This window comes from Peribacillus sp. QJM3NY_7, from assembly GCF_056173225.1.
Map to the genome: position 1 here is coordinate 4,406,880 of NZ_CM149663.1, position 21,160 is coordinate 4,428,039.

Annotated in this window: 22 protein-coding genes and 1 pseudogene; 4 read left to right on the plus strand and 19 right to left on the minus strand. The window is 39.1% G+C overall.

Annotation, left to right across the window (positions count from 1 at the left end):
- Positions 1-8 precede the first annotated feature (8 nt).
- The 4 genes from AC0VX1_RS21125 to AC0VX1_RS21140 all read right to left on the minus strand — a co-directional run bounded on the left by AC0VX1_RS21125 (position 9) and on the right by AC0VX1_RS21140 (position 2,692).
- Positions 9-227: a hypothetical protein gene (locus AC0VX1_RS21125; protein ID WP_323598236.1), complete on the minus strand. Its 219-nt coding sequence runs from the start codon at positions 225-227 to the stop codon at positions 9-11.
- Positions 228-696: 469 nt separating this feature from the next.
- Positions 697-1,101 (minus strand): YbaN family protein, encoded by a 405-nt coding sequence (locus tag AC0VX1_RS21130; protein ID WP_048687144.1) that lies wholly within the window; start codon positions 1,099-1,101, stop codon positions 697-699.
- Between the two features lie 181 nt (positions 1,102-1,282).
- Complete coding sequence (locus AC0VX1_RS21135) at positions 1,283-1,927, minus strand: MBL fold metallo-hydrolase (protein WP_475468789.1); 645 nt, start codon at positions 1,925-1,927, stop codon at positions 1,283-1,285.
- Between the two features lie 219 nt (positions 1,928-2,146).
- Positions 2,147-2,692, minus strand: a complete 546-nt coding sequence (locus AC0VX1_RS21140; RefSeq protein WP_475468791.1) for a TetR/AcrR family transcriptional regulator — start codon at positions 2,690-2,692, stop codon at positions 2,147-2,149.
- A 235-nt stretch (positions 2,693-2,927) separates the two neighbouring features.
- On the opposite strand from AC0VX1_RS21140, the gene AC0VX1_RS21145 reads away from it, so the two are divergent.
- Positions 2,928-4,013: an alpha/beta hydrolase gene (locus tag AC0VX1_RS21145; protein ID WP_475468793.1), complete on the plus strand. Its 1,086-nt coding sequence runs from the start codon at positions 2,928-2,930 to the stop codon at positions 4,011-4,013.
- Positions 4,014-4,319: 306 nt separating this feature from the next.
- Positions 4,320-5,486 (plus strand): MFS transporter, encoded by a 1,167-nt coding sequence (locus AC0VX1_RS21150; RefSeq protein ID WP_475468795.1) that lies wholly within the window; start codon positions 4,320-4,322, stop codon positions 5,484-5,486.
- A 367-nt stretch (positions 5,487-5,853) separates the two neighbouring features.
- On the opposite strand, the gene AC0VX1_RS21155 is transcribed toward AC0VX1_RS21150, so the two are convergent.
- Together AC0VX1_RS21155 and azlC are read right to left on the minus strand one after the other, a co-directional pair.
- The gene (locus tag AC0VX1_RS21155; protein WP_034304141.1) at positions 5,854-6,186 is read right to left on the minus strand and encodes a branched-chain amino acid transporter permease; all 333 of its coding nucleotides are present in this window, start codon (positions 6,184-6,186) and stop codon (positions 5,854-5,856) included.
- Positions 6,183-6,938 carry an azaleucine resistance protein AzlC gene (gene azlC / locus AC0VX1_RS21160; RefSeq protein WP_095679027.1) on the minus strand — a complete coding sequence of 252 codons (756 nt, stop codon included), beginning with the start codon at positions 6,936-6,938 and terminating at the stop codon, positions 6,183-6,185. The genes AC0VX1_RS21155 and azlC overlap by 4 nt, the downstream gene beginning before the upstream one ends.
- Positions 6,939-7,126: 188 nt before the next feature.
- Between azlC and AC0VX1_RS21165 the strand changes: the two genes are divergently transcribed.
- Complete coding sequence (locus AC0VX1_RS21165; RefSeq protein WP_475468798.1) at positions 7,127-8,515, plus strand: aminotransferase-like domain-containing protein; 1,389 nt, start codon at positions 7,127-7,129, stop codon at positions 8,513-8,515.
- Between the two features lie 477 nt (positions 8,516-8,992).
- On the opposite strand, the pseudogene AC0VX1_RS21170 reads toward AC0VX1_RS21165, so the two are convergent.
- The 10 genes and pseudogenes from AC0VX1_RS21170 to AC0VX1_RS21215 all read right to left on the minus strand — a co-directional run.
- A pseudogene (locus tag AC0VX1_RS21170) lies at positions 8,993-9,118 on the minus strand (MBL fold metallo-hydrolase); the annotation flags it as partial.
- 606 nt (positions 9,119-9,724) lie between these two features.
- Entirely contained in the window at positions 9,725-10,780 is a 1,056-nt protein-coding gene (locus AC0VX1_RS21175) for a hypothetical protein (protein WP_475468800.1), read from the minus strand.
- A 61-nt stretch (positions 10,781-10,841) separates the two neighbouring features.
- Complete coding sequence (locus AC0VX1_RS21180) at positions 10,842-11,357, minus strand: hypothetical protein (RefSeq protein ID WP_475468801.1); 516 nt, start codon at positions 11,355-11,357, stop codon at positions 10,842-10,844.
- A gap of 209 nt (positions 11,358-11,566) precedes the next feature.
- Positions 11,567-11,827 carry a hypothetical protein gene (locus tag AC0VX1_RS21185; protein ID WP_475468803.1) on the minus strand — a complete coding sequence of 87 codons (261 nt, stop codon included), beginning with the start codon at positions 11,825-11,827 and terminating at the stop codon, positions 11,567-11,569.
- Between the two features lie 166 nt (positions 11,828-11,993).
- The gene (locus AC0VX1_RS21190) at positions 11,994-12,257 is read right to left on the minus strand and encodes a DUF2798 domain-containing protein (protein ID WP_475468805.1); all 264 of its coding nucleotides are present in this window, start codon (positions 12,255-12,257) and stop codon (positions 11,994-11,996) included.
- The gene (locus AC0VX1_RS21195) at positions 12,235-12,492 is read right to left on the minus strand and encodes a hypothetical protein (protein WP_475468807.1); all 258 of its coding nucleotides are present in this window, start codon (positions 12,490-12,492) and stop codon (positions 12,235-12,237) included. The genes AC0VX1_RS21190 and AC0VX1_RS21195 overlap by 23 nt, the downstream gene beginning before the upstream one ends.
- A 211-nt stretch (positions 12,493-12,703) precedes the next feature.
- Positions 12,704-13,105: an NUDIX hydrolase gene (locus AC0VX1_RS21200; protein ID WP_475471849.1), complete on the minus strand. Its 402-nt coding sequence runs from the start codon at positions 13,103-13,105 to the stop codon at positions 12,704-12,706.
- A gap of 663 nt (positions 13,106-13,768) precedes the next feature.
- Complete coding sequence (locus AC0VX1_RS21205) at positions 13,769-16,939, minus strand: bifunctional cytochrome P450/NADPH--P450 reductase (protein WP_475468809.1); 3,171 nt, start codon at positions 16,937-16,939, stop codon at positions 13,769-13,771.
- Positions 16,940-17,008: 69 nt separating this feature from the next.
- The gene (locus tag AC0VX1_RS21210) at positions 17,009-17,584 is read right to left on the minus strand and encodes a TetR/AcrR family transcriptional regulator (protein WP_475468811.1); all 576 of its coding nucleotides are present in this window, start codon (positions 17,582-17,584) and stop codon (positions 17,009-17,011) included.
- Positions 17,585-17,863: 279 nt separating this feature from the next.
- The gene (locus AC0VX1_RS21215; RefSeq protein WP_098863960.1) at positions 17,864-18,184 is read right to left on the minus strand and encodes a MazG nucleotide pyrophosphohydrolase domain-containing protein; all 321 of its coding nucleotides are present in this window, start codon (positions 18,182-18,184) and stop codon (positions 17,864-17,866) included.
- A gap of 97 nt (positions 18,185-18,281) precedes the next feature.
- Between AC0VX1_RS21215 and AC0VX1_RS21220 the strand changes: the two genes are divergently transcribed.
- The gene (locus tag AC0VX1_RS21220) at positions 18,282-18,863 is read left to right on the plus strand and encodes an LOG family protein (RefSeq protein WP_034304154.1); all 582 of its coding nucleotides are present in this window, start codon (positions 18,282-18,284) and stop codon (positions 18,861-18,863) included.
- A 61-nt stretch (positions 18,864-18,924) separates the two neighbouring features.
- Here AC0VX1_RS21220 and AC0VX1_RS21225 read toward each other — a convergent pair whose 3' ends face one another.
- The 3 genes from AC0VX1_RS21225 to AC0VX1_RS21235 all read right to left on the minus strand — a co-directional run bounded on the left by AC0VX1_RS21225 (position 18,925) and on the right by AC0VX1_RS21235 (position 20,498).
- Positions 18,925-19,344: an NUDIX hydrolase gene (locus AC0VX1_RS21225; protein WP_034304156.1), complete on the minus strand. Its 420-nt coding sequence runs from the start codon at positions 19,342-19,344 to the stop codon at positions 18,925-18,927.
- A gap of 2 nt (positions 19,345-19,346) precedes the next feature.
- Positions 19,347-19,772: a 3-hydroxyacyl-ACP dehydratase FabZ gene (gene fabZ, locus AC0VX1_RS21230; protein ID WP_475468813.1), complete on the minus strand. Its 426-nt coding sequence runs from the start codon at positions 19,770-19,772 to the stop codon at positions 19,347-19,349.
- A 111-nt stretch (positions 19,773-19,883) separates the two neighbouring features.
- Entirely contained in the window at positions 19,884-20,498 is a 615-nt protein-coding gene (locus AC0VX1_RS21235) for an undecaprenyl-diphosphatase (RefSeq protein ID WP_475468815.1), read from the minus strand.
- Positions 20,499-21,160: the final 662 nt, after the last annotated feature.

Consider the following 21,160-nt stretch of genomic DNA (forward strand, 5'->3'; position numbering starts at 1 on the left):
CATGGACTTTACATCCCCCCACTTATAGGGGCTTTTTCATGAGTACAGGTCAGGTATTTTCGGAATACATCATTAAAATATCCTACATCAATAATTGCTTTTTCTCCTTTATAAGGGCATTGAATATGCGTCAGCTGAAGTGATTCATTTATGATGACCAAGTCTATTGCGTCTAATTCTTTTTTGCAGCACGAACATTTCACAGCTAGTAATTTTTCTTTTTCCATTAAAGAAGCCCCCTTTTATAAATAGGTATTCTTTATGTCTAGTTGCTAATCCTACCTGTTCACACAACCGTCAAAAATTCCTTTTTCCATTAAATATTCAGTTGGTTCATCATAGCTTGTTTAACTAACCTGCCGCGATAGTCCCATTAGAAAAAGCTGCCTTAAAGACGCTCTAACCTTCAGCTAACGCACCCATTATTAGCAAAAAAACCACCATTCGGCGCTCTGGTTGTCAACTTATGTACCTGTTTGTTGAATAAACTTTTTAAAATCCATTACCCTGGAATACCATTCTCATTAAAGCAAACGATATAACCCCTAAATATTTTTCATGATTCCCCACCCTTCTTTACCAAATTTATATATATGTATTTTTTTATTATTGAAATATCCTACTTCCTTAGAACCATGAGAAAAAGAGCTGCCGAAGCAACTCTCTTATTGCAGTTAGGACCCGTTATTTGATGGTTCAAAACGCTCTTTTTTCCGTACCGTTTCGATCAATTGTCTTAATTTTTTTAATGAAATAATAATGTTTGTAGAGGGCGAGTACGACCAATAAGATTTTCACCAATAGGATGTCCACATAAAATACAGAAATCACGATGAAGAAATCGGCAATTAAATTGATTCTTATTTTCTCTCTTCGGGTCATGCCTTTTTTTTGCAGGAATGCTTCAACGTATTTTTCATATAATGAGGTGCTCTTGAACCAGTTTTCAATCGACTTGGAGCTTTTAGCAAAGCAAAAGGCAGCAAATAAGTAAAACGGACCGCCTGGCAGAACTGGTAACACAGTCCCTGCGATACCAATCAAAAGAGATATGGCCCCAAGAAGAAAGAATAGGATACTTTTTACTTTTTTTATTGTCATCACCTTTTTATTTATATTCTATCTCCTTATAACGTAAAGAGGAAGCTTAATTGATTCAATTCATTGATTAGTATCTTCCCTTTTTGTTCTTGAACTAACCTGCCCTTTCGTTATAAACAGGATTTCTTATCAATTCGCAACATTTTTTAGACATCGCAATCATACATTGCAGTCTTATATTTCATTCATAGAGCATGGTAACGACACCCGCATATTCCGGCAAATTTTCTTTGGAAATATCCAATGTCTTAACTTCGGTTGTTCGCTTTCCGGAAATCTGAAGAAACTTATCTACCTTTGAAAACATCAAGCCAACAACCGACAATGACTTTGTTCTGTAATGCATGGGAATCGTAATAGTAGATTTCAATTGACGCATTACTTGAGTGGCTTCTAAGGCATTAATCGTGACTGTACCTCCTACAGGAATGATGAGAACATCCACTTTTCCAATTTCATTTACTTGTTCTTCTGATAATAGATGCCCTAAATCTCCGCAGTGACAGATGGTCAGATCGTCCATTTGGAAACGATATAAAATATTGGGGCCTCTCTTCTCGCCATTTACCTTGTCGTGAAATGTCTTAAATCCTCTAATTCTTACATCTTCGCGGATGTATTCCATTGGCTCATTCACAAGCAAGTAATCACCTGTTGCAGCTTGAATTTTATTGTGATCGAAATGATTATGGGTAACGGCGACTATATCTGGTTCAACGCTTGGCATACGGTAACGGATGAAGCGATAATATGGATCAATAAGAATCCTGGTTCCTCTTTCGGATGTTAGTAAAAAGGCAGAATGTCCAAACCATTTTATTTTCATACTAAAATTCTCCTTACTTTGCAATTGATTTAAAATCAAGCAACTTTTAAGGAACCTTGGACTACAGTTAAAAATATATTCCATTCATTATAATTCCACTATTCCTGTAATAGTCCTTCTACACCCATCTATCCCTTTTATTCCATAAAAAAAGAGATGCCTTAAGACACCCCTTTGCGTCAAGAGACCACTATCCCAGGTAAGTTCCTCATTAGCTAGTTATACAATCCTCTCTAACAAATCCCCCACTTTTTCTGCCATGACACGAGGTGGATAAGGCATTCCATTCTTTAACCACCATTCCACTACCCCTACGTATGCGTTTGCAACAAATTGAACAATTACATCATCATTTTGATCGGCATTTTTCCCTTTTGTTATGTCCACATCTTTCTTGAACTCTTCGATATTGAACTTAAGGAACTGACTGCGAAAATATGGAGCTCCTTCACTCGCTAACATCGTTGAAAAGAATAAATAATTGCTCTTAAAATATTCCATACAGTGTACAGTCGATTCTATATAATCCATTTCAGTTGCCGATTCACAAAAATTACTCATGTTGTTTATATGTTCTTCCATGATTTTATCTAATAGATCAAATTTATCTAAGTAATGTAGATAGATGGTTCCTCGATTAACATTTGCCCTGTCTGCAATATCCTGAATGGTAATGTCATCAAAACTTTTTTCGGACATCAGTTCAATGAGAGCCTTTTTAATGGCCTCTTGGCTTTTGGTTATTCTTCTGTCTACTTTCGGCATGGTTTGGTCACCAAACTTTCCTAAAAATAATCAACAATTTTTATCGATTTGTTGAGTAATCAACGAATTGCGTTCATTTAACCATTGAGAGCATTCTGTTTCTATTTAATAATTATAAACAGATGTTGATTAATCAATCAATGATGCTTTCTTTTTGAACGAGGGCAATGTACACCATGATAGTCACCAAAGAATTTTTTTCAAAACAAAAATAAGAAAGGGTGTTGTTTTAAAAATGAAAAAAAAAACGATTATCAGGCGTGTACTCACATTGATAGCACTGGGCTTGCTTTTATCCGTGACCATCATTGCACCCAACACCGGCGTTGGCGCTGCATACACGCCAGACATGACGAATGGGGCAGACAACTTTTACAAAAGCAACAAGGTAACCATGAAGAAGGTTACGTTTAAAAACCAATACAACATGAATGTCGCAGGGAACCTTTTCATTCCCAAAGGTTTGAAGAAGAACACCAAAAATCCCGCGATCATTGTCGGGCATCCTATGGGCGCAGTAAAAGAACAAAGTGCGAATTTGTATGCCACTAAAATGGCTGAACGGGGATTTGTTACTTTGTCCTTGGATTTGTCTTTCTGGGGAGAGAGTGAGGGTCAGCCCCGCAATACGGTTTCGCCGGATATCTATGCCGAGGATTTCAGTGCTGCGGTGGATTTCCTAGGCACCCGGCCTTTTGTTGACAAAGATCGGATTGGTGTTCTCGGGATTTGCGGCAGCGGGAGCTTTGTCATCAGCGCAGCCAAGATCGACCCGCGCATGAAAGCCATTGCGACAGTCAGTATGTACGACATGGGGGCCGCCAACCGTAACGGGCTTAAACATTCGCAGACTCTTGAGCAGAGAAAGAAGATTCTCGAAGAAGCAGCGGAGCAACGCTATGTGGAGTTCACAGGCGGTAAAACCAAATACACCAGTGGGACAGTACATGAACTGAATGAAAACTCTACGGCGATTGAACGCGAGTTTTATGACTTCTACCGCACTCCAAGAGGTGAATTCACTCCCAAGGGCACAACGCCGGAACGGACGACACACCCTACTCTGACCAGTAACGTCAAGTTCATGAACTTTTACCCGTTCGAAGACATAGAGACGATTTCCCCTCGTCCGATGCTTTTCATCACGGGTGAAAACGCTCATTCCAGAGAGTTCAGCGAAGACGCCTACAAGCTGGCGGCCGAACCGAAGGAACTCTACATTGTTCCGGGTGCAGGTCATGTGGATCTGTACGACCGGGTGAATTTAATCCCATTTGATAAGCTCGATTCCTTCTTCAAAGAAAATCTGAAGAAGAAATAAGGCCAGTATGAACCACAGCGAGCTTTTCGTGCCAATGTTACTTTGAGTGAAACCACTGTGTGAGTCCTGCATATCTTGTCGGGATTCACATTTTTTTGTCTGAATTCCATACGCAATGCAAGGAATTCGGACATTTTATAAGGCCTTTGGATATGTCTTATTAAACTAGGGAAAATTGAATCTGGAGTGGATATCAATAGTGATTTTACCGTTACAATTGAAAAAGTTGACCTAATTGATAAATGTAAGATGACTCCTTATCGCTACTAGAAAATGACACTTTCCTGAAAGAAGGAAATCTATTTTATGACTAAACCAAATAACTTACTTATCTTTATATTAACCATCGGTGTTTTTGGAATCATCAATACTGAAATGGGGGTAATCGGCATCTTGCCTTCCATTGCCGATCACTTTCATGTCAGCATCTCAAAAGCAGGATTGCTTGTGAGTCTTTTTGCCCTTGCTGTAGCTGTATCCGGTCCAACTATGCCGTTATTATTTTCGGGGATGAACCGGAAGAAGGTCATGCTGCTTGTGCTAGGTGTTTTCGTTTTGGGGAACATCGTATCCATATTTACAACTAACTTCACCCTTGCATTAGTTGCCCGTATAGTTCCAGCCTTTTTTCATCCGATTTACTGTTCATTGGCTTTTACCGTAGCGGCAGACTCCGTCAGCAAGGAAGAAGCCCCAAAAGCTGTTTCTAAAGTTTTTATCGGAGTATCCGCTGGAATGGTAGTCGGTGTACCCATCGTAAGTTTTATTGCGAATGCCGTTTCAATTGAAATGGCGATGGCATTCTTTGCGATTGTTAATGCGATTGTATTTCTTGCTACATTGTTTTTTGTACCATCCATGCCTGTTGAGGAAAAACTTTCTTACGGAGCGCAATTATCCGTATTAAAAAAATCGATTACATGGCTTTCCATTATGGCTGTCATTTTATTGAACTCAGCCATATTTGGAGTTTATAGCTATCTTACTGAGTATCTGAAAACTGTTACGAATATGTCTTCGAACACAATCAGTTTAATGTTACTCATTTACGGTGGTGCCAATATTATTGGAAACATCGCGGCAGGGAAGCTGCTTACTAAAAATGCGAACAAATCTGTAGTGATTTTCCCTTTTGCATTGGGAGCAGTTTACATCATATTATTCTTATTTGGACAGTTCACCATACCTATGGCTATCCTTACATTAATTTGGGGGATTTTAGCTGGTATAGGGGGTAATATCAATCAATACTGGATCATGTCTTCAGCCTCCGAATCTCCTGATTTCGCTAATGGACTATTTTTAACAGCGGTTAACTTGGGAACGACAATTGGTGCTGCAGCAGGTGGATTATTCATATCAGAGCTGGGTACACAATACGTGGTATTCGTGGGTTTACTATCATTGTTATTAAGTTCGGTAATGATTTTCCTAAGAAACTACAAGTTTACTCCTACACAACAACTTTCTTGAGTATGAAAAGGCTAGGCATGCCCACTGCCTAGCCTTTTCAGCGATTCAGAATAACCGACCCATTTCAGGGTTGCTGGAAAGAGGATTGATTAATGTTTCAATAACTTATGAAGAAATGCATGTAAACTGCCCTGCCCTAAAATGCCATAAGAAAAAGCTGCCTTAAAGACAGCTCTGCTCGTAAACTATTAGTGCTTAATTTTGTTCATCAAGTTCTATAAAATAATGATCTTTTCGGTATGACACTGCCTCCATGGCTGCGAACAGGTTTTGCTCATGCAGGACGTCTATTGCCTATACCTGCCCCTTCCAATTCCATTGATATCAGTAATTGTGATGGGAGTTGGCTGTGCTGATCATTATCTCTTTAAAAAACCAATTGAATCAGCATCATGTAGACAATCGTTCCCCCCGCTATCGAGAGGAGCATCATTTTCTTCCAAACGTGAAGCAGGGCAACTACCGCCACCCCAATGAATTCAGGGATGCCATGACTTCCGGATTGCAGGCTTACATCCTTTAAACAATAAATGATTAAAAGCCCAATTACTGCGGATGGCAGCATTTTACCGAGATACTGTACATACTTCGGTGTGGGTTTTCCTGATGGGAAAACGATGAACGGCAGAAACCTTGTAAGCATTGTACCTAAAACAACCATCGCAATTGTAATGATTTGCTGAGTTAAAGTCATTGTCATATGGTTCTCACCTCAACTTTCTCTAACGGCTTTCTAAGTAAGGAAAGTAACCCCAAAATGGCAAACATGGCAGGGATAATGAAGTTGCTTCCGCCAAATATAATTAGGCAGACAGCTGACAGGCCAAGCCCAGCAAGAGCACTATGATGGTTTTTCTCTTTCATCCATTGTTCAATGAAAATCACGACAAAGAGAGCCGTCATAACAAAATCGAGTCCTTCTGTATTGAATTTGACAAAAGAGCCAAAGATGCCGCCAATCGCTGCTCCTATCACCCAATAGCAATGGTTGAGCATTGTCACGAAAAACATGAACCAGCCCTTATCCACATCCTTCGGTACATCAACGGTACAATTGATGGAAAAAGACTCATCGCAAAGCCCAAAAATCAGATACAGCTTTTTCTTCCCGGTCCCCCTATATTTATCAAGCATGGATATGCCATAAAACAAATGCCGTGCATTCACCATTAAGGTTAGAAAAAGGGCGTTAATCGGATTGAACGCGACAAGCAATAAATTGGCTGCAATAAACTCCATCGATCCTGCAAATATCGTTAGACTCATCAATATCGGGTAAATCGCGCTGAACCCTAATGAATTCATAAAGATCCCATAAGCGATGCCTAAAAATAAAAAGCCTGCCAAAATGGGCACTGTGTACGGAAAAGCCGCACGAAATGCTGGTATCAGTTGAGTTCGTTTTTTCATATAAATCACATCCTGATGGCTAAATTTATTTAAACTTAACATACAAAATCCGTACAAAAAACAAGTTAATTGTATGGATTACAATTAAAATAAAATTGCCCCATTTCATCAAAATGGGGGAGTCTGATAGGTTAATCACCATATATTCTTTTAAAGCCGACCGTTTCAATATTAGAATTCCATACAAAAAATGATATGATTGTATGGAATAAGTCTAGGAGAGGTGAAATATGCCAGTAAATTCATTTGACAATTATCCAATGTCCTGGAAACCTGATAAGAATGCATTAAAGCGTCCTTTTTATAAATCTCTCGCATCATTACTTGAACAAGATATAACAAATGGCTTTTTAGCACCTGGAACCAAGTTGCCCCCTCAACGAGAATTGGCAGATTTTCTTGACTTAAATTTCACTACGATTACCCGTTCTTATAAAATGTGCGAGGTAAAGGGATTGATATATGCCGTTACGGGAAGCGGAACCTTTGTGGCTCCCAATGCCACTCGTTCCATAACCATTTCCGCGGATAAAACGGCAAACAGCATCGATCTTGGTTTTGTGGCATCTTTTGAGCAAACCAATGATATCGTTTCAGAAACTTTACAAAAAACCGTGAACAAAAGTTATTTGGAGCAGCTGCTCAATTACAACGATCCGACTGGGATTCCACATCAAAAAACAGCAGCTCTAAACTGGATGGAATCTTTCGGCATTCACGCGGATCAAGAGCATATAGCAATCGTTTCCGGTGCCCAAAATGCATTGGCTGTTGCCCTCGCTGCTTTGTTTGGGCCTGGTAATAGAATTGCAACCGACTTATATACCTATTCAAACTTTATCGAGCTGGCAAAGATGTTTCATATTAAGTTAGTGCCCATTCACGGGGACCAGTTTGGAATGCTGCCAGATGAACTTGAAAAGCAATGCTGTCAAACAAATATTGACGGGATATTTCTGATGCCCTCCTGCAACAATCCGACCACAATCATGATGTCGGATATTCGAAAGCAAGAATTGGCAGCGGTAATCCGAAAGCATCGTTTAATTTTGATTGAGGATGATATTCATGCATTCCTGACGGCAGGCATTATCTCCGACTACCGGCAGCCGATGTTTCATTTGCTTCCGGAACAGAGCGTTTATATTTGCGGCACCTCTAAGTCCATATGTTCCGGATTAAGAGTTGCCTATATGGTTTATGGAGAAACATTACGCGAGAAAATTTCCCAGGCCATTTTCAACATAAATGTAAAGACCTCTTCTTTTGATGCAGAGGTTATCACAGAGCTAATCCTATCAGGAAAGGCTCATGAAATTGTTTCTCATAAGAAACGGCTTGCACAGACTGCAAATGATATTTATTCGGAATATTTCCCCTTAAGAAAGGATGTCGGACATCCTCTCAGTCTATATCGCTGGCTTCCAATTAAAGGGCATAACGATGCGTTACAGCTGGAAACCGATTTGAAAAGGCGCGGCATTCGGGTTTTTCATTCCAATCGTTTTCAAAGCGGGCAAACCACCCCTGATTTGTATTTGCGTATCGCACTTTCTTCCACAAACTCATTCGATGAGTTAAAAATAGGATTAGAAATATTAAAGCAGTATTTAGGCTGATTTAAGTCTAGTAAAAAAACATTCTAGTTGATTGGATCGGAAGGTTCGAGACTCCTGCAAGAAAATCGAGTATTAAGGAAATCCCCAGGCGCAAAAGTGCCGAGGGCGAGCCACCCGCCGAAAGCGAATGCCTAGAGTGGAAATAAATGTTCAAGTTTTGACAACTTGATTATTATCGAGTTAGTCTACAAATCTCCGGAATGGTCTCACCCCGGACCATTCAAATGAAGACCCGTTTATCCTTCATTAATTTTCACTTTTCGATATGGTATGAACCCTATTAGATTGAAGAAATTTGCAACACTCCTGCCGAATAACTGGCTAGCCGAGACCCCATAGCCGCTTGCAGTGAGGGCTTGGCAGACAGTCGGCGGGAAGGGAGCGGATTTCTGAAATCAATTCCGAACGTTCTTTAATAATTGCAGACAGACCCAATTATCGAGTATATCGACAAAAAGAGGTTAAGCAAGGACCCATTTATAAAGTGAATGTCCCGCCATGATAACAGTAGTAGTTTTCAGCTTTTAGATCCTTAATCTTTCTTAAAGACTGTTCTGCTTTCTCGACATTTAAACAAAAATGCGGATTAGCAATGAGCAATTCATCTACTAGTTTTCTATTAACTGATTTTTAATATGTATATCTACTTTAAGCTTTTTTGTATTCTCTTTTAAATTGCAGGTAAAAAAAATATAACAAGTATAAGTAGTAAAACAGTCCATAAAAAAGAGAAATATATTTTTTTTGGTTTAGTTATAGTTTTAGATCCATATTTATTAACTATTGAAAGTACAAACCAATATATTAAAAATAAGAAATAATTGATTATTAAATATAAAATCCATCTCCATTTTTGAATCCATTCGTCTAAAGGAGTACCTGCCACTAACACCATAAGTATAAAAATAGAAATAATAAAAATCAAACTACTAATTATATGCATCTTGTTCCAAATAGAATGGGATAATATAGTCGATTTTTTTTTGAATTGAAATATTGTTATTAAATAAAAGCACCCAATTATTACTATAATAAATAAAATAGTCATATAAGCAGGTACTGGTAGACCAATTTGATTAGATGACATAGGGACTGATATATTTTTATTAAATATATCAGCTATGAACATAGAACTTATTAGCATAAATATTGTTATAACTTGAAAAAAAGACCAACGAGAGATGATTATCCTCCTCCTAAAACCCAAAATTATTTTTTCTTATCATAAAATTCGATAACTCCTTGATAACTTGTAGCAAAAGGTTTCTTTTGCATGTCTAAAGTTTTTAAGTCTGCAAGTATTTCTTTTTCACGATTATTAAAAATAAAAATAAACTTTCTACTTTTATTTTCATACATTCCCTTTAATTTATTGGGTTCTATATGAACAAAAGTTGGCCTATTTTCATGAATATCTATTTTTTTAGCTAATACAGAGGTATTTCCAAATTCATCAATTAAAAGTACATCTACCTTTGTTTTATAAGGAATTGCAGCTAATTTTATCCCTTCAACTTCCTCCTCTGTCATTAATTTATTATTTTTATCAACTAACTTTGATTCTTTATTATCACTACCTATCCAAGTGGGAATTGGAAAGAAATTTTGCTGGTTTGACAATTCCTTTTGATCCAAAGTAAAAGATTGATCATTTATTAGCTGTTTATCCATTGAAATATTTTTACTCTGTACAAAGAAACGATAATTACTTAAACTACCTCCATTATAACGGTTCATATTACTTGTTTGATCAATAGGGAAGAATGTAAGTTCCTGCATTTCATCTACATCCCATTTAATATCAAGATTGATAGTAACTGATGAATATGGTGGGATATTATATATCATTGCAGGTTTCCAACTACTAGAATCAGATGTTTTGATTTGCGCGTTTTTATTTCCTTGTAAAAACAAAGTTTGAATGACCATTTTTTCCTTAGTGTTATTTTCATACTTTACTTTACCAGATATAAAAGAGTTATTTTTAGGGATTTTTAAAAAGAGAAACTCTTCTCCTTGCACTTTTTCATACTGTATATATTCGTCATTAGGAATAAATGCTTTGACCTGAGTAAAAGGAGTACTAGATGTAGCAACTTTATCAGATTTATTTAGCAAATCCATGTCCTTAGAGACGATGGTACTCTTATTATTTGAAGTCAATTGTAGTATATCTTTTTCATCGTATAAATTAGTTTCGGATGAATTAGAGCATCCTGATATAATTAATAGCAGTAATAAAATTAAAATCTGTATTTTTCGCATTAAAACAAACCTTTCTAAAATAAATAGCGCTGCAATTACACTACAGCGCTAATCAAATATTTTAATAGGCATTACTCTTTGTTGTTCTTGCCTCATAAAGGACACCTGAATTAGTTGCAGTATGAATGGTTAAACCAGTATATACATTTGATGATGAGTTTCGGCCTAAGGCTGCCTCAGATGTTGCTGTTAATTTACCAATAGCAATTTTTTTAGATCCATTTTTAGTAAGGGATAAATTAGCATTTCTAATACTTGTTGTAGCTGACACTACCGTAGAAATAATTTTCCCTTTTGTAGTACCTTCACTTGTAATGCTTTTTGTAGTAGGTGACAATGCCGTTTTTCCTGACGCTAAGTCTCCCCATTTAGATGCTCTTGCTAAATCTGAATTACTAGAAGTACCAAAATCAACTGACTCATAAGACTCTTCTGTATTCTCCCATGCGTCGTCCCAATTCACTTGATATTCTTCAGTTAATTGTTCATTTGTTTCTTCGGCCGAAGCATTTCCCGTCATTAAAAATGGTGATACTCCTAATACTAATGCAAAACCTAAATTTGCAACCTTTTTCATTTTTACGCATCCCCTTTTCTATTATCTACCAAATACATGATATAGTATTTTGATATAGAAATAAAATATTCCCATTTTAGTAAAATAATTACCTATTTTGTGATTCATGAAAACAATAACAATAAACACTCCTCTAGGAATCAATGAACAAAAAAGAGTCCATTGTACCTAAGGACTCTCCCATATTCTAAATTTGGCTTCTCGAAGAATCATTCGTATGTGAAAACACTAAATTTTTTCAATACGTTATCGGTTTCCTCTATGGAAACAACAAAAAGAAATAATGAGACAACAGCGTACCTCAAAAAACCTCCTTTTCTATCTTTTTGAGGTTCCTCTAATCCTGTTATTAGCAAAATTGCCGCAGGAAACAGCATAGAATATGGCATCAACTCAACACTTCCAGTAATTAGCTGATAGGCATATAAAGCAACTACAATCATTGCTAAGATGATTTTAACTATTTTCAAGAATATAATTCCCCTTAAGTACAATTTTTTCATACCACTTAACACCTTTTCATTTGTGTAGAAAATGGAAATTCCTTCATTCGCTAATCCCCTTTTCTGCACAAAAAAGCCGACTGGTTTTTTAATAAAACCAATCAGCTGTATGGGCTTTTAATTTATTTGATTGTTACACATTTACTACTTTACGGGCCTGGCTTGCATGTAATTTTTTCATTGCAAATCTTGCAATCGGCTGTGCGATCAAAACTTCAACCCAAAATGCGATGAAAAAGTTACGCGGCCAATCATAAAAGAACGTTTGAATAGGCTCCAAACTAATCTCTCTCATGCCAATCCAAGATCCGATTACCGTCAGTAAAATGGACAGGATGGTTACGCTGAATAATATCGTGAATAAAACTCTTGCATTAAAACCGTCCGTAGGGTTCAATGAACTTTTGTACGAGTTTATTAACTATCGGATTCACAACAAGTGTTACCAATAAAATGACACAAATCCAGACAAATGGAATTACCTTTAAGGTTTCAAAATACACTTCTCTACTGAATCCAAATTTAAATCCCATAATAAGAGGTGCGATAATGTTGACTGAAAGGATTGATATTATCGCTAAGAATAGTATAAAGTCTTTTCCATTTCGCGGTAATCTTGTTTCATCGTGCATATGATTCATCTCCATTATAAAAATATTTCAGATGGCAGACGTATCGTGAGACATATATTTTTGGTCAAAAAAAAAGACCAATATCTCTACACACTGATATAACAATTTTATCACTTTTTTTAAATGAATTTCAAGGCTTACATTTATTCTGATGAAGTTCGCCTTTAAGGATTCAAAAAGGGTACGATATTCGAGAATGAGTAAGGCGGTTTCAAAATCTATGCATTTGTCCATTTTTGTATGTGAATGAATAGTTTCCTTCTTTTTTCAATAAGACCGGCAAGTACTGTGCGACCATCTCAGCAATTCCGAGATTAAGTGGATGAAGTATCCAATCAATGGACTTCCAATCAAGAATGCCTTCCCGCGTTTTTTTCGGTGTTTCATAAATTAAATCCTCATCCGCCATATACAAATATACATATATTCCATCCAATTCACCTTCTGGAGTCTCCCAGGTTACGGTTCCTTTAGAAAAAAAGGACTCTACCTCTATCCCCGTTTCCTCAAATACCTCACGCTGCGCACCCATATCAGGTGTTTCACCTTTCTCGATTTTGCCCCCCACCCCATTCCAGACACCCATAATTGGAGCTTTCTCCCGGTTAAGCATGAGAAGTTCATTATTCTTCTTTACAAAACAAACAGTATACTTAAACATTTTAAAAAGAACCCCTTTATCGTTAGTTCGTGCTGTTTACTCGTTAGTTTACACTTTACTCGTGAGTTTGAGCGATTTTTTCGTGAGTTTGAGCGATATAATCGTGAATTCGCACTTTACTCGTGAGTTTGAGCGATTTACTCGTGAATTCGCACTTTACTCGTGAGTTTGAGCGATATATTCGTGAGTTTGAGTGATATATTCAAGAGTTTGGGCGATATACTCAAGAGTTTGAGTGATATATTCTAGATTTCCGCTATTTTACTCGTGAATTCGCACCTTACTCGTGAATTTTGCTGTTTTACTCGTGAGTTTGAGCAATTTACTCGTGAATTTCCGCGATTTACTCGTGAGTTTTGCTATTTTACTCGTGAATTCGCACTTTACTCGTAAGTTTGAGCGATTTACTAGTGAATTTCCGCGATTTACTCGTGAGTTTCGCTGTTTTACTCGTGATTTCGGGCTTTACTCGTGAGTTTCGCTGTTTTACTCGTGAATTCGAGCGATTTACTCGTGAGTTTTCGCTATTTACTCGTGAGTTTCGCTGTTTTACTCGTGAGTTCGTATTTTCATAAAGAAAGCAGCGACTCCTTTAAGGATCGCTGCTCTTCTTATTTATGCTCCTGCCCAAACATCTTTCGCATATCTGCCATTCTCCTCTAATGATTGCAGCCATTCTGTGGCTTCTTCTCTTTGTGTTTGATAGATATGCATATAGCTGTCAATTATGGTTCTTTCAACATCTGGCGCCATTTTGCTTCCGTCTCCGCAGATGTATAGGTGTCCTCCTTCTTCTTTTAATAAAGGAAGGATGTCATGGGCGTTTTCCGCCAATCGGTTCTGGACATATGTTTTTTCTTGACCGGGACATCTGGAGTAAGCGGTGTGCAGTGTTACAAGGCCCTCTTGTTCGGCTTGGATGAGTTCTTCTTGATAGAGGAAATCGTGTTCCGGATTACGGCATCCAAAGTAGAGGTGGGCCGTCCCTAGCGTTTCACCTTTTTCTTTTAAAGCGCGACGTGATTGTATGAATCCCCTGAATGGTGCAATGCCTGTTCCAGGGCCGATCATGATGATTGGTTTTCCTGTTTGCTTTGGCAGCTGGAAGTTGGATTGCGGCGTATTGATAAAGCAGGCTATTTTGTCTCCTTGGGAGCGTTCTGCCAAATAATTCGATGCAATTCCTTTGTATTTCCCGTTGCCGCTCAAAGCTTCTCCACGGACGACGCTTACGGTGATGCTTGCTTCTCCTTCGTTGTGGAGTGGTGAGCTTGAGATGGAATAGTATCTTGCTTTTAAAGGTGGCAGTAAAGCCAGGAAACGTTCAAACGGGATTTCACATGCAAGATACTTTTCGATTAGGTCAAGCATGGTTATGCGCTTGTTCAAGATTTCTTGTTTATAGGTATTATCCAATAGAAGATCTTCAAGTTCTTTTACATGTGGAGGACATACCGTATGAGTGGCAAGCGCCCGTATTTGAGACCGGGTGGCGGGTTCTTGGAACTCTACATGGTTTGATAGTAACTCTTCCAGTTTTACCGGTTTTCCTGTAGGAAGATGGGCAGCTTTTCCGGAATCCCCAGTCAGATTCACGTAATCTTGGCCGTTTAGGTTAAATCGATTGAGCACTCGCTCGACAAGTTCCGCTGGATTTTGCGGAAGCACCCCAAGATGATCGCCTTCCTGATAATGTATTCCCTCTGGGAGCGTTAATTCTATATGTCGTGTACTTCTTCCGCTATCTTCATGCTGTAATTCAGTATTCCTTTTTACAATGGATGTAAACGCATGATGGGTCCGGGCAAGCGGTGTGCCGCTCACATCACTTACGAAGTTCATCGTAATCGAGCTGACTTCCCGATCATTCTTATTCACTTCAATGTTCAGGGTTTCGGCAAGATTCGGCCAAAGGGCTTCTGACCATTTCTCGTAATCCCCTTCAAAGTCATCGCTTGCATCCCCATAGCCTGTTTCTGACAGCCGCACTGCACCTTTTTGTTCCAGCTGCTCATCAATGAAGATTGGAATGCGTTGGTACGTATTGGCCCAATTGCGGTCCCCGCAGCCGAAGATCGCATAGTGAACACCATCCAATGTGTCACCATGGTTTTCCTTCAGCCATGAAACGAAGTCACCTGCATTATCAGGGGGATTTCCATTATAGGATGCCGTGACAATGAGAACAGCTCCTTCTTTTGGAAGCCGATCGGTGTAATCATTTAAAGGGGCAACTTCGGCATGGAAGCCTTGCCGCTTCCCTGTTTCGGCAAGGTCGCGAGCAATCCCTTCCGCTGTTCCCATGTTTGATCCATACAGGACGAGTAATGGTGTTCCATGTACTGATTCGGTTGGAGATACCGCGGCACCTTTTTCCGGAGACTTTGGTTCTGAAGAAGCAACGGTAAACGACATCGCCTTCTTCCTTGGTGAAACGCGCATGGTCAATCCGTCCGGTTTAAGAGTCAATGTTTCTTTAACTTCCAATTGATATTCTTCATGATCGATCAGGTCAAAGTGCTGTAAAACCATGCCAAGCACCAGTGTCGCTTCATGAAGGGCAAACTGCTGTCCGATACAGGCGCGCTGCCCGTTTCCAAACGGTTTATACGCATGATAAGGGATGGAATCCAAATCCTCGAACCGCTCAGGAATGAACGATTCAACGTCATCACCCCAAACGGATGGATCACGGTGAAGCTCGGGAATGAGCAGCGAGAACACATCATCTTTCTTCACATTGTATTTTCCATCCAGCATGGTATCTTCTTTTGCATAAACGGAAAACGACGGAGCTGTCGGCCACAGACGAAGCGTTTCATTCAGTACCATCCGGACATATTTCAGCTTTTTCACCTGTTTGTAATCAGGAACATCATCACCCAGCACTTCATCGACTTCTTGCTGCGCTTTTTTTAACTTGTCTCTGTTATTCATGAGGAAATAGATGGCGAACGATAGGAGACCGCTCGTCGTTTCATGCCCAGCTATTAAAAAGGTAATGATTTGGAAACGAATATTTTCATCATCCAGTGATGCACCCGTTTCAGGATCGACTCCTTTCAACATATGGGAAAGAAGGTCATCTTCTCCGTGATCACCATTTTGTTTTCGTTCGGCAATCAATTCATCCACTAGAGAGAACATATATTGAATGTCTTCCCTGAATTGTTTTTTAGATTTGATCATCAGTTTATCTTGGATGCCAAGCCGCTGCGTTTGGCTCATCGCTTCATCCAGCGCACGCACCATACTGTTCACAAATGGATGGGTGGTCTCCCGATAAAAACTGTTAAAGCGGTAATTGAACCCGCATAGTCCGATCGTATCCAAGGTCAATCGTGTCATATCCTCAGGAACATCTATCTCATCAGGCGGATTCAGGCGAGCCCATTTTTGAATGAGCTGGGTAGCAAGATCCACCATTTTAGCATGATAGCCCCTCATTGCCTGCTGGCTAAAGCTGGGCAGCAGGATGTTATGCGCCTTTTTCCAATTCGGTTCCTTCGTTTCACTTGTGAAGAGACCATCACCGCCAAACGCCCTCACTTTCTGAAGGGCTGGACCGACTTTCTTATCAAATCTTGTTTCATCACATATTTCTTTAGCAAGGGCAGCACTGGAGACGAATGTAGTGATTCGCCCCGGAAATTGAAACTGAAAAATCGGCCCAAGTTCTCGTGCCAGCTTCATGAAAGACTGAAGCGGCTTATCCTTATCAATGATAGGCAGGCTGCCTAGGGGGCCATATGTCTTTGGCTGTGGAAACTGAGTTGTATTTTCCATTTTATTAGCACCTCATTACGATAGTTAGAATGCGGAATGAATGTTCATTCCGTTTATATTGAAAGTGTCTCAAACGTGTAATCGCACTGCATCCCAAAAGCTTTCTTCCACATCTGCCAAAAGTTTTGGGTCAGGTTCAAACTCCCCGATGCGAACAAGTCGCTCAAGCTCAAGAAAAGCTCCGTAAATGATGGCAATCAAAGCTGAAGAAGGAAGCTCCTTAATTTCTTTTTTCTCTTTTCCTGAATCAAAGAAGTTTTTGAATATATTCAATAGCCCTTGAAAGCTGGCATGACTATCTTCATTTAAAAAATGGGCCCCACTATGGATTTTAATAAAATAAAGAGCTTGGTCCTGCTCGGTTGTAAAGTGAACCATCGTTTTAAAAATATGGTGAAACTGCATGCGAATTGAATCATCATGAGGAAATCCATTCTTGACCGTTTCAGTGAAAATATCCAAGTACTCTTGAAAGATCTTGTTGCCCAGCACTTCCTTATTCTCGAAATAACGATAAATGGTACCCGCTCCAACTCCGGCCGATGCAGCAATCATCGGAATCGTCGTCGCATCATATCCCCGTTCTGCGAAAAGCACTAAAGCGCTTTTTACTATACTGTCTCGTTTATTTGCTGCCGTGATCATAATGATCCCCCCTTTTTTCAAAAGATGCGGAATGAACGTTCATTCCTTTAATCCAAGTGTATACCCAATAAAATCCAATCTCAATCGCGCATACTACCCATATTTTGTGAATTTTTTATTAATGGAGGGGGATAAAAGGCTGAAATTATTTCTTTTCAAGGAATAAAATGGGATGATGAACTATCGTTTGCCCCATAAGAAAAAGAGCTGATAGTCACAGCTCTTTCACAGGTTTACTGAAATTATATAGGCAAACTTTTTATTCACACGAAAAAAAACTTATGCTTGATTATAGCGTTCAGATAGTTTCTTTTTATGGGCATTGAACACTTCCTCCAAGGGGATATTGTATTTGTTCGCAATCACAATCAAGTTTCCTAACACATCTCCCAATTCTTCGGTTAGTTCCTGTATGTTCTCTTCAAACGAACCAATCACTTCATCAGGTCTATCCCTGCCGATCTCAAGGGAGCGAATGGCTCGTGCAACCTCTCCAGTTTCTTCTGCCAAAAAGCCAATGCGAATGAAAATGTCCAATTCTGACCATCCCCGTGCTTCATAATATTCTTTTACCCATTGTTGAAATTCAGTGACGTCCATATCCATCCACCCTTCTTTTTTATTATTCAAGTTTAACAAATCCCCTTTAATTTTGTATGATAAGAAAGCAAGATTACTAAATGGGAGATGTGATATTTTGAAAAGTCTAGCTGTATTTTGTGGATCAAGCAAAGGTGCATCTGCTGTCTATGTAGAAGAGGCTAAAAAACTGGGTGCGGAACTGGCAAAACGTAAGATTACCCTAGTTTATGGAGGATCAAGTGTAGGAATCATGGGTGCAGTTGCAGATTCCGTCTTGGAAGCAGGCGGAAATGTAATTGGCGTAATGCCGGATTTCCTGGAAAAAAAGGAAATAGCACATAAGAACTTAACCGAGCTGATCGTCGTGGAATCCATGCATGAAAGAAAAGCAAAAATGGCTGAGCTTGCAGATGGGTTCATGGCTTTGCCAGGCGGGCCTGGAACATTGGAAGAATTCTTTGAGATTTTCACTTGGGCTCAGCTTGGTCTTCATCAAAAACCTTGCGGACTCTTAAATATCAATCACTATTATGATCCCTTGGTCGCTTTATTCAACCATATGGCCGACGAACAGTTCCTTCATGAAAAGTTCCGTTCCATGGCGCTGGTGGATGTTGAACCTAATGGACTTCTTGATCAATTCATTACATATGAACCGCCAACCGTCAAAACTTTCATTACCGAGAAACAAACCTGATCATAAAAAAACAGCCGGCCAAGATCAATAATGATCTTGGCCGGCTGTGATAAACTGCAGGTTAGGTAAATATCCGGTTTAAATAATCTCCATGCCCTTTGATAAGCTGCACTTCATGTTCGGATGAAATCCAGAAGAAATGAAATGTCAGCCCCGCTTCATCTCCTCCACCCGTCGGCTGATGGTCCCATTCATCAGGAACATTCGATACACTTATTTGATAAAAATATCTATTATGTATGGCACCATCGACGTTCTCCCAAAAATCTTCTGTTATTAATTTCTCCACATGAAAATTTTCCAGACCTGTTTCTTCTTTCATTTCCCTAATGACTGCTTGGTAAGCATCTTCTTGAGGCTTCACCGTTCCCTTGGGTATCTGTATACCGGCTTCCTTAATGGGATGTTGAAAAACCAATACCTGTGTTTCTCCATTATTGATTCTTGTCACATACCCGTAAGCTTTTTTTATCGGTATCATCATCAATCACCAAAAGCAAAAATGAACTCTGTCTCGCATACAGTTTCCCCCTCGACAGTAGCCCTTCCTGTGCCTTTACCGATAGGACCTTTCAAGCGAGTAATCTCCACTTCTAAACGTAATTGGTCCCCTGGTTTTACTTGCCTTTTAAAACGGCATCCATCGATCCCGGCCAAAAGCCCGATCCGCCCTTTATTTTCTTCTTTTGTAAGCATGACAACAGCACTTACCTGTGCTAATGCCTCTATGATCAACACACCTGGCATCACTGGGTAATCGGGAAAGTGACCAGAAAAAAACTCTTCATTTGCCGTGACGTTTTTAATGGCCACCGCCCTCTTTCCTTCTTCCAGTTCCAAAACTCTATCAACTAAAAGAAATGGATAGCGATGCCTGATAATGTCTTTGATTTCTTGGATATCAATCAATATTAAGTCCCCCATTGCGCTGGATTGCTTTCACTTAATTTTACCATCAGGATCATCATATGGATATTTTTGTATTATAAAAAAAGGCTGCCTTAGCAACCCTGTTTTCGCTTACAAATCCTTTGCTTTTTTTTCCTTCGATTTAGTTAACGGGGATAGAACCATTTCTTCACACCTCTCATATCCCCCTAATAATTTATGAATCAAGCTTATTTTAGGAACAATAAGGTATACCGCCAATCCTGAAATGGTGCTCAGTATTGCTCCTGCCAGCACATCCGCCGGAAAGTGGACACCTACCCAAATACGGGAAATGCCAACAAGGAAAGCCAGCATGATCCATAATAACCACCATCCTCTTTTGAAAAGCCAAAACGATACACAAAACGAGAAAAACAAGATCGTATGGTCGCTTGGAAATGAATTATCCACTGCTTTTTCAATTAACTGATTAACATTGGCCAATTCGGCAAATGGCTGATTATTCGAATGTAATCTCCCTGCCATTTTTCCCATCATTTCAGCCATTACAAACGTAATCATCCCACAAACAACCATCATCCTACTCTGTTCATTTCGAGTGAACCATATTACGATGACTGCCAAAGCTAATAAAAATACCATGTACTCGGCAATGAAAATGGCAGAAGGGTTTAAATAATCGTACTGTTTCCCTAAGTCATTGATCATTCTGAATACATTGGTATTCAACTCAAAAAAGTCCATTTCATACCCAACCTTCCTCTTTTTCTTACATATTAAAGAGAAAGGAAATATATCGCCATCGTTCTTCCTAACAGTTTAAGCTGTCGTCTTACAATTTTGTCACGCGGTTAAAGAAGCTTAGTGGGGTCTTGTATATTTCCTGAACTTTCTATATAATCCAAGGAAAAATACGGAGGTCAGTCAAATGAATAATGTAGGAACTCTGTTCTAATTCATGAAAAACAGGAAACGGTTTGGAATGCGATCACGAATGATGAAATCATTTCAAAATGGTATGCCCCGGGTTAAAAATGGAATATTCCTAAACTCCAGGTTGGAGAGAAGGCAATCTTCGTATTAATGCCTAGTGCACATAACAGCCTTAAAGAGAATGAAAGCATCCCAATGAGCTTTACAATCCAAGAGATAATCCCTTACGAAAGGTTTTCTTATTCCTCGGATTCGGATAAACTCGTTTACACTTTTGAAATATTCCCAGAATCCGAAGGCACTAGAGTATCCATTAACATGGACGGATATGAACTTAGTTTGGCTAACTTAAAAGCATGTTTAGAAGGAAAAGAACTTCCCTATACCTAATCATTCATTTGAAAGAGAATCTAGTTCATTTCCATGTTTATAAAAAATCGTTGCTGTCCCCCTTCTGGAGACGGCTGTATTTA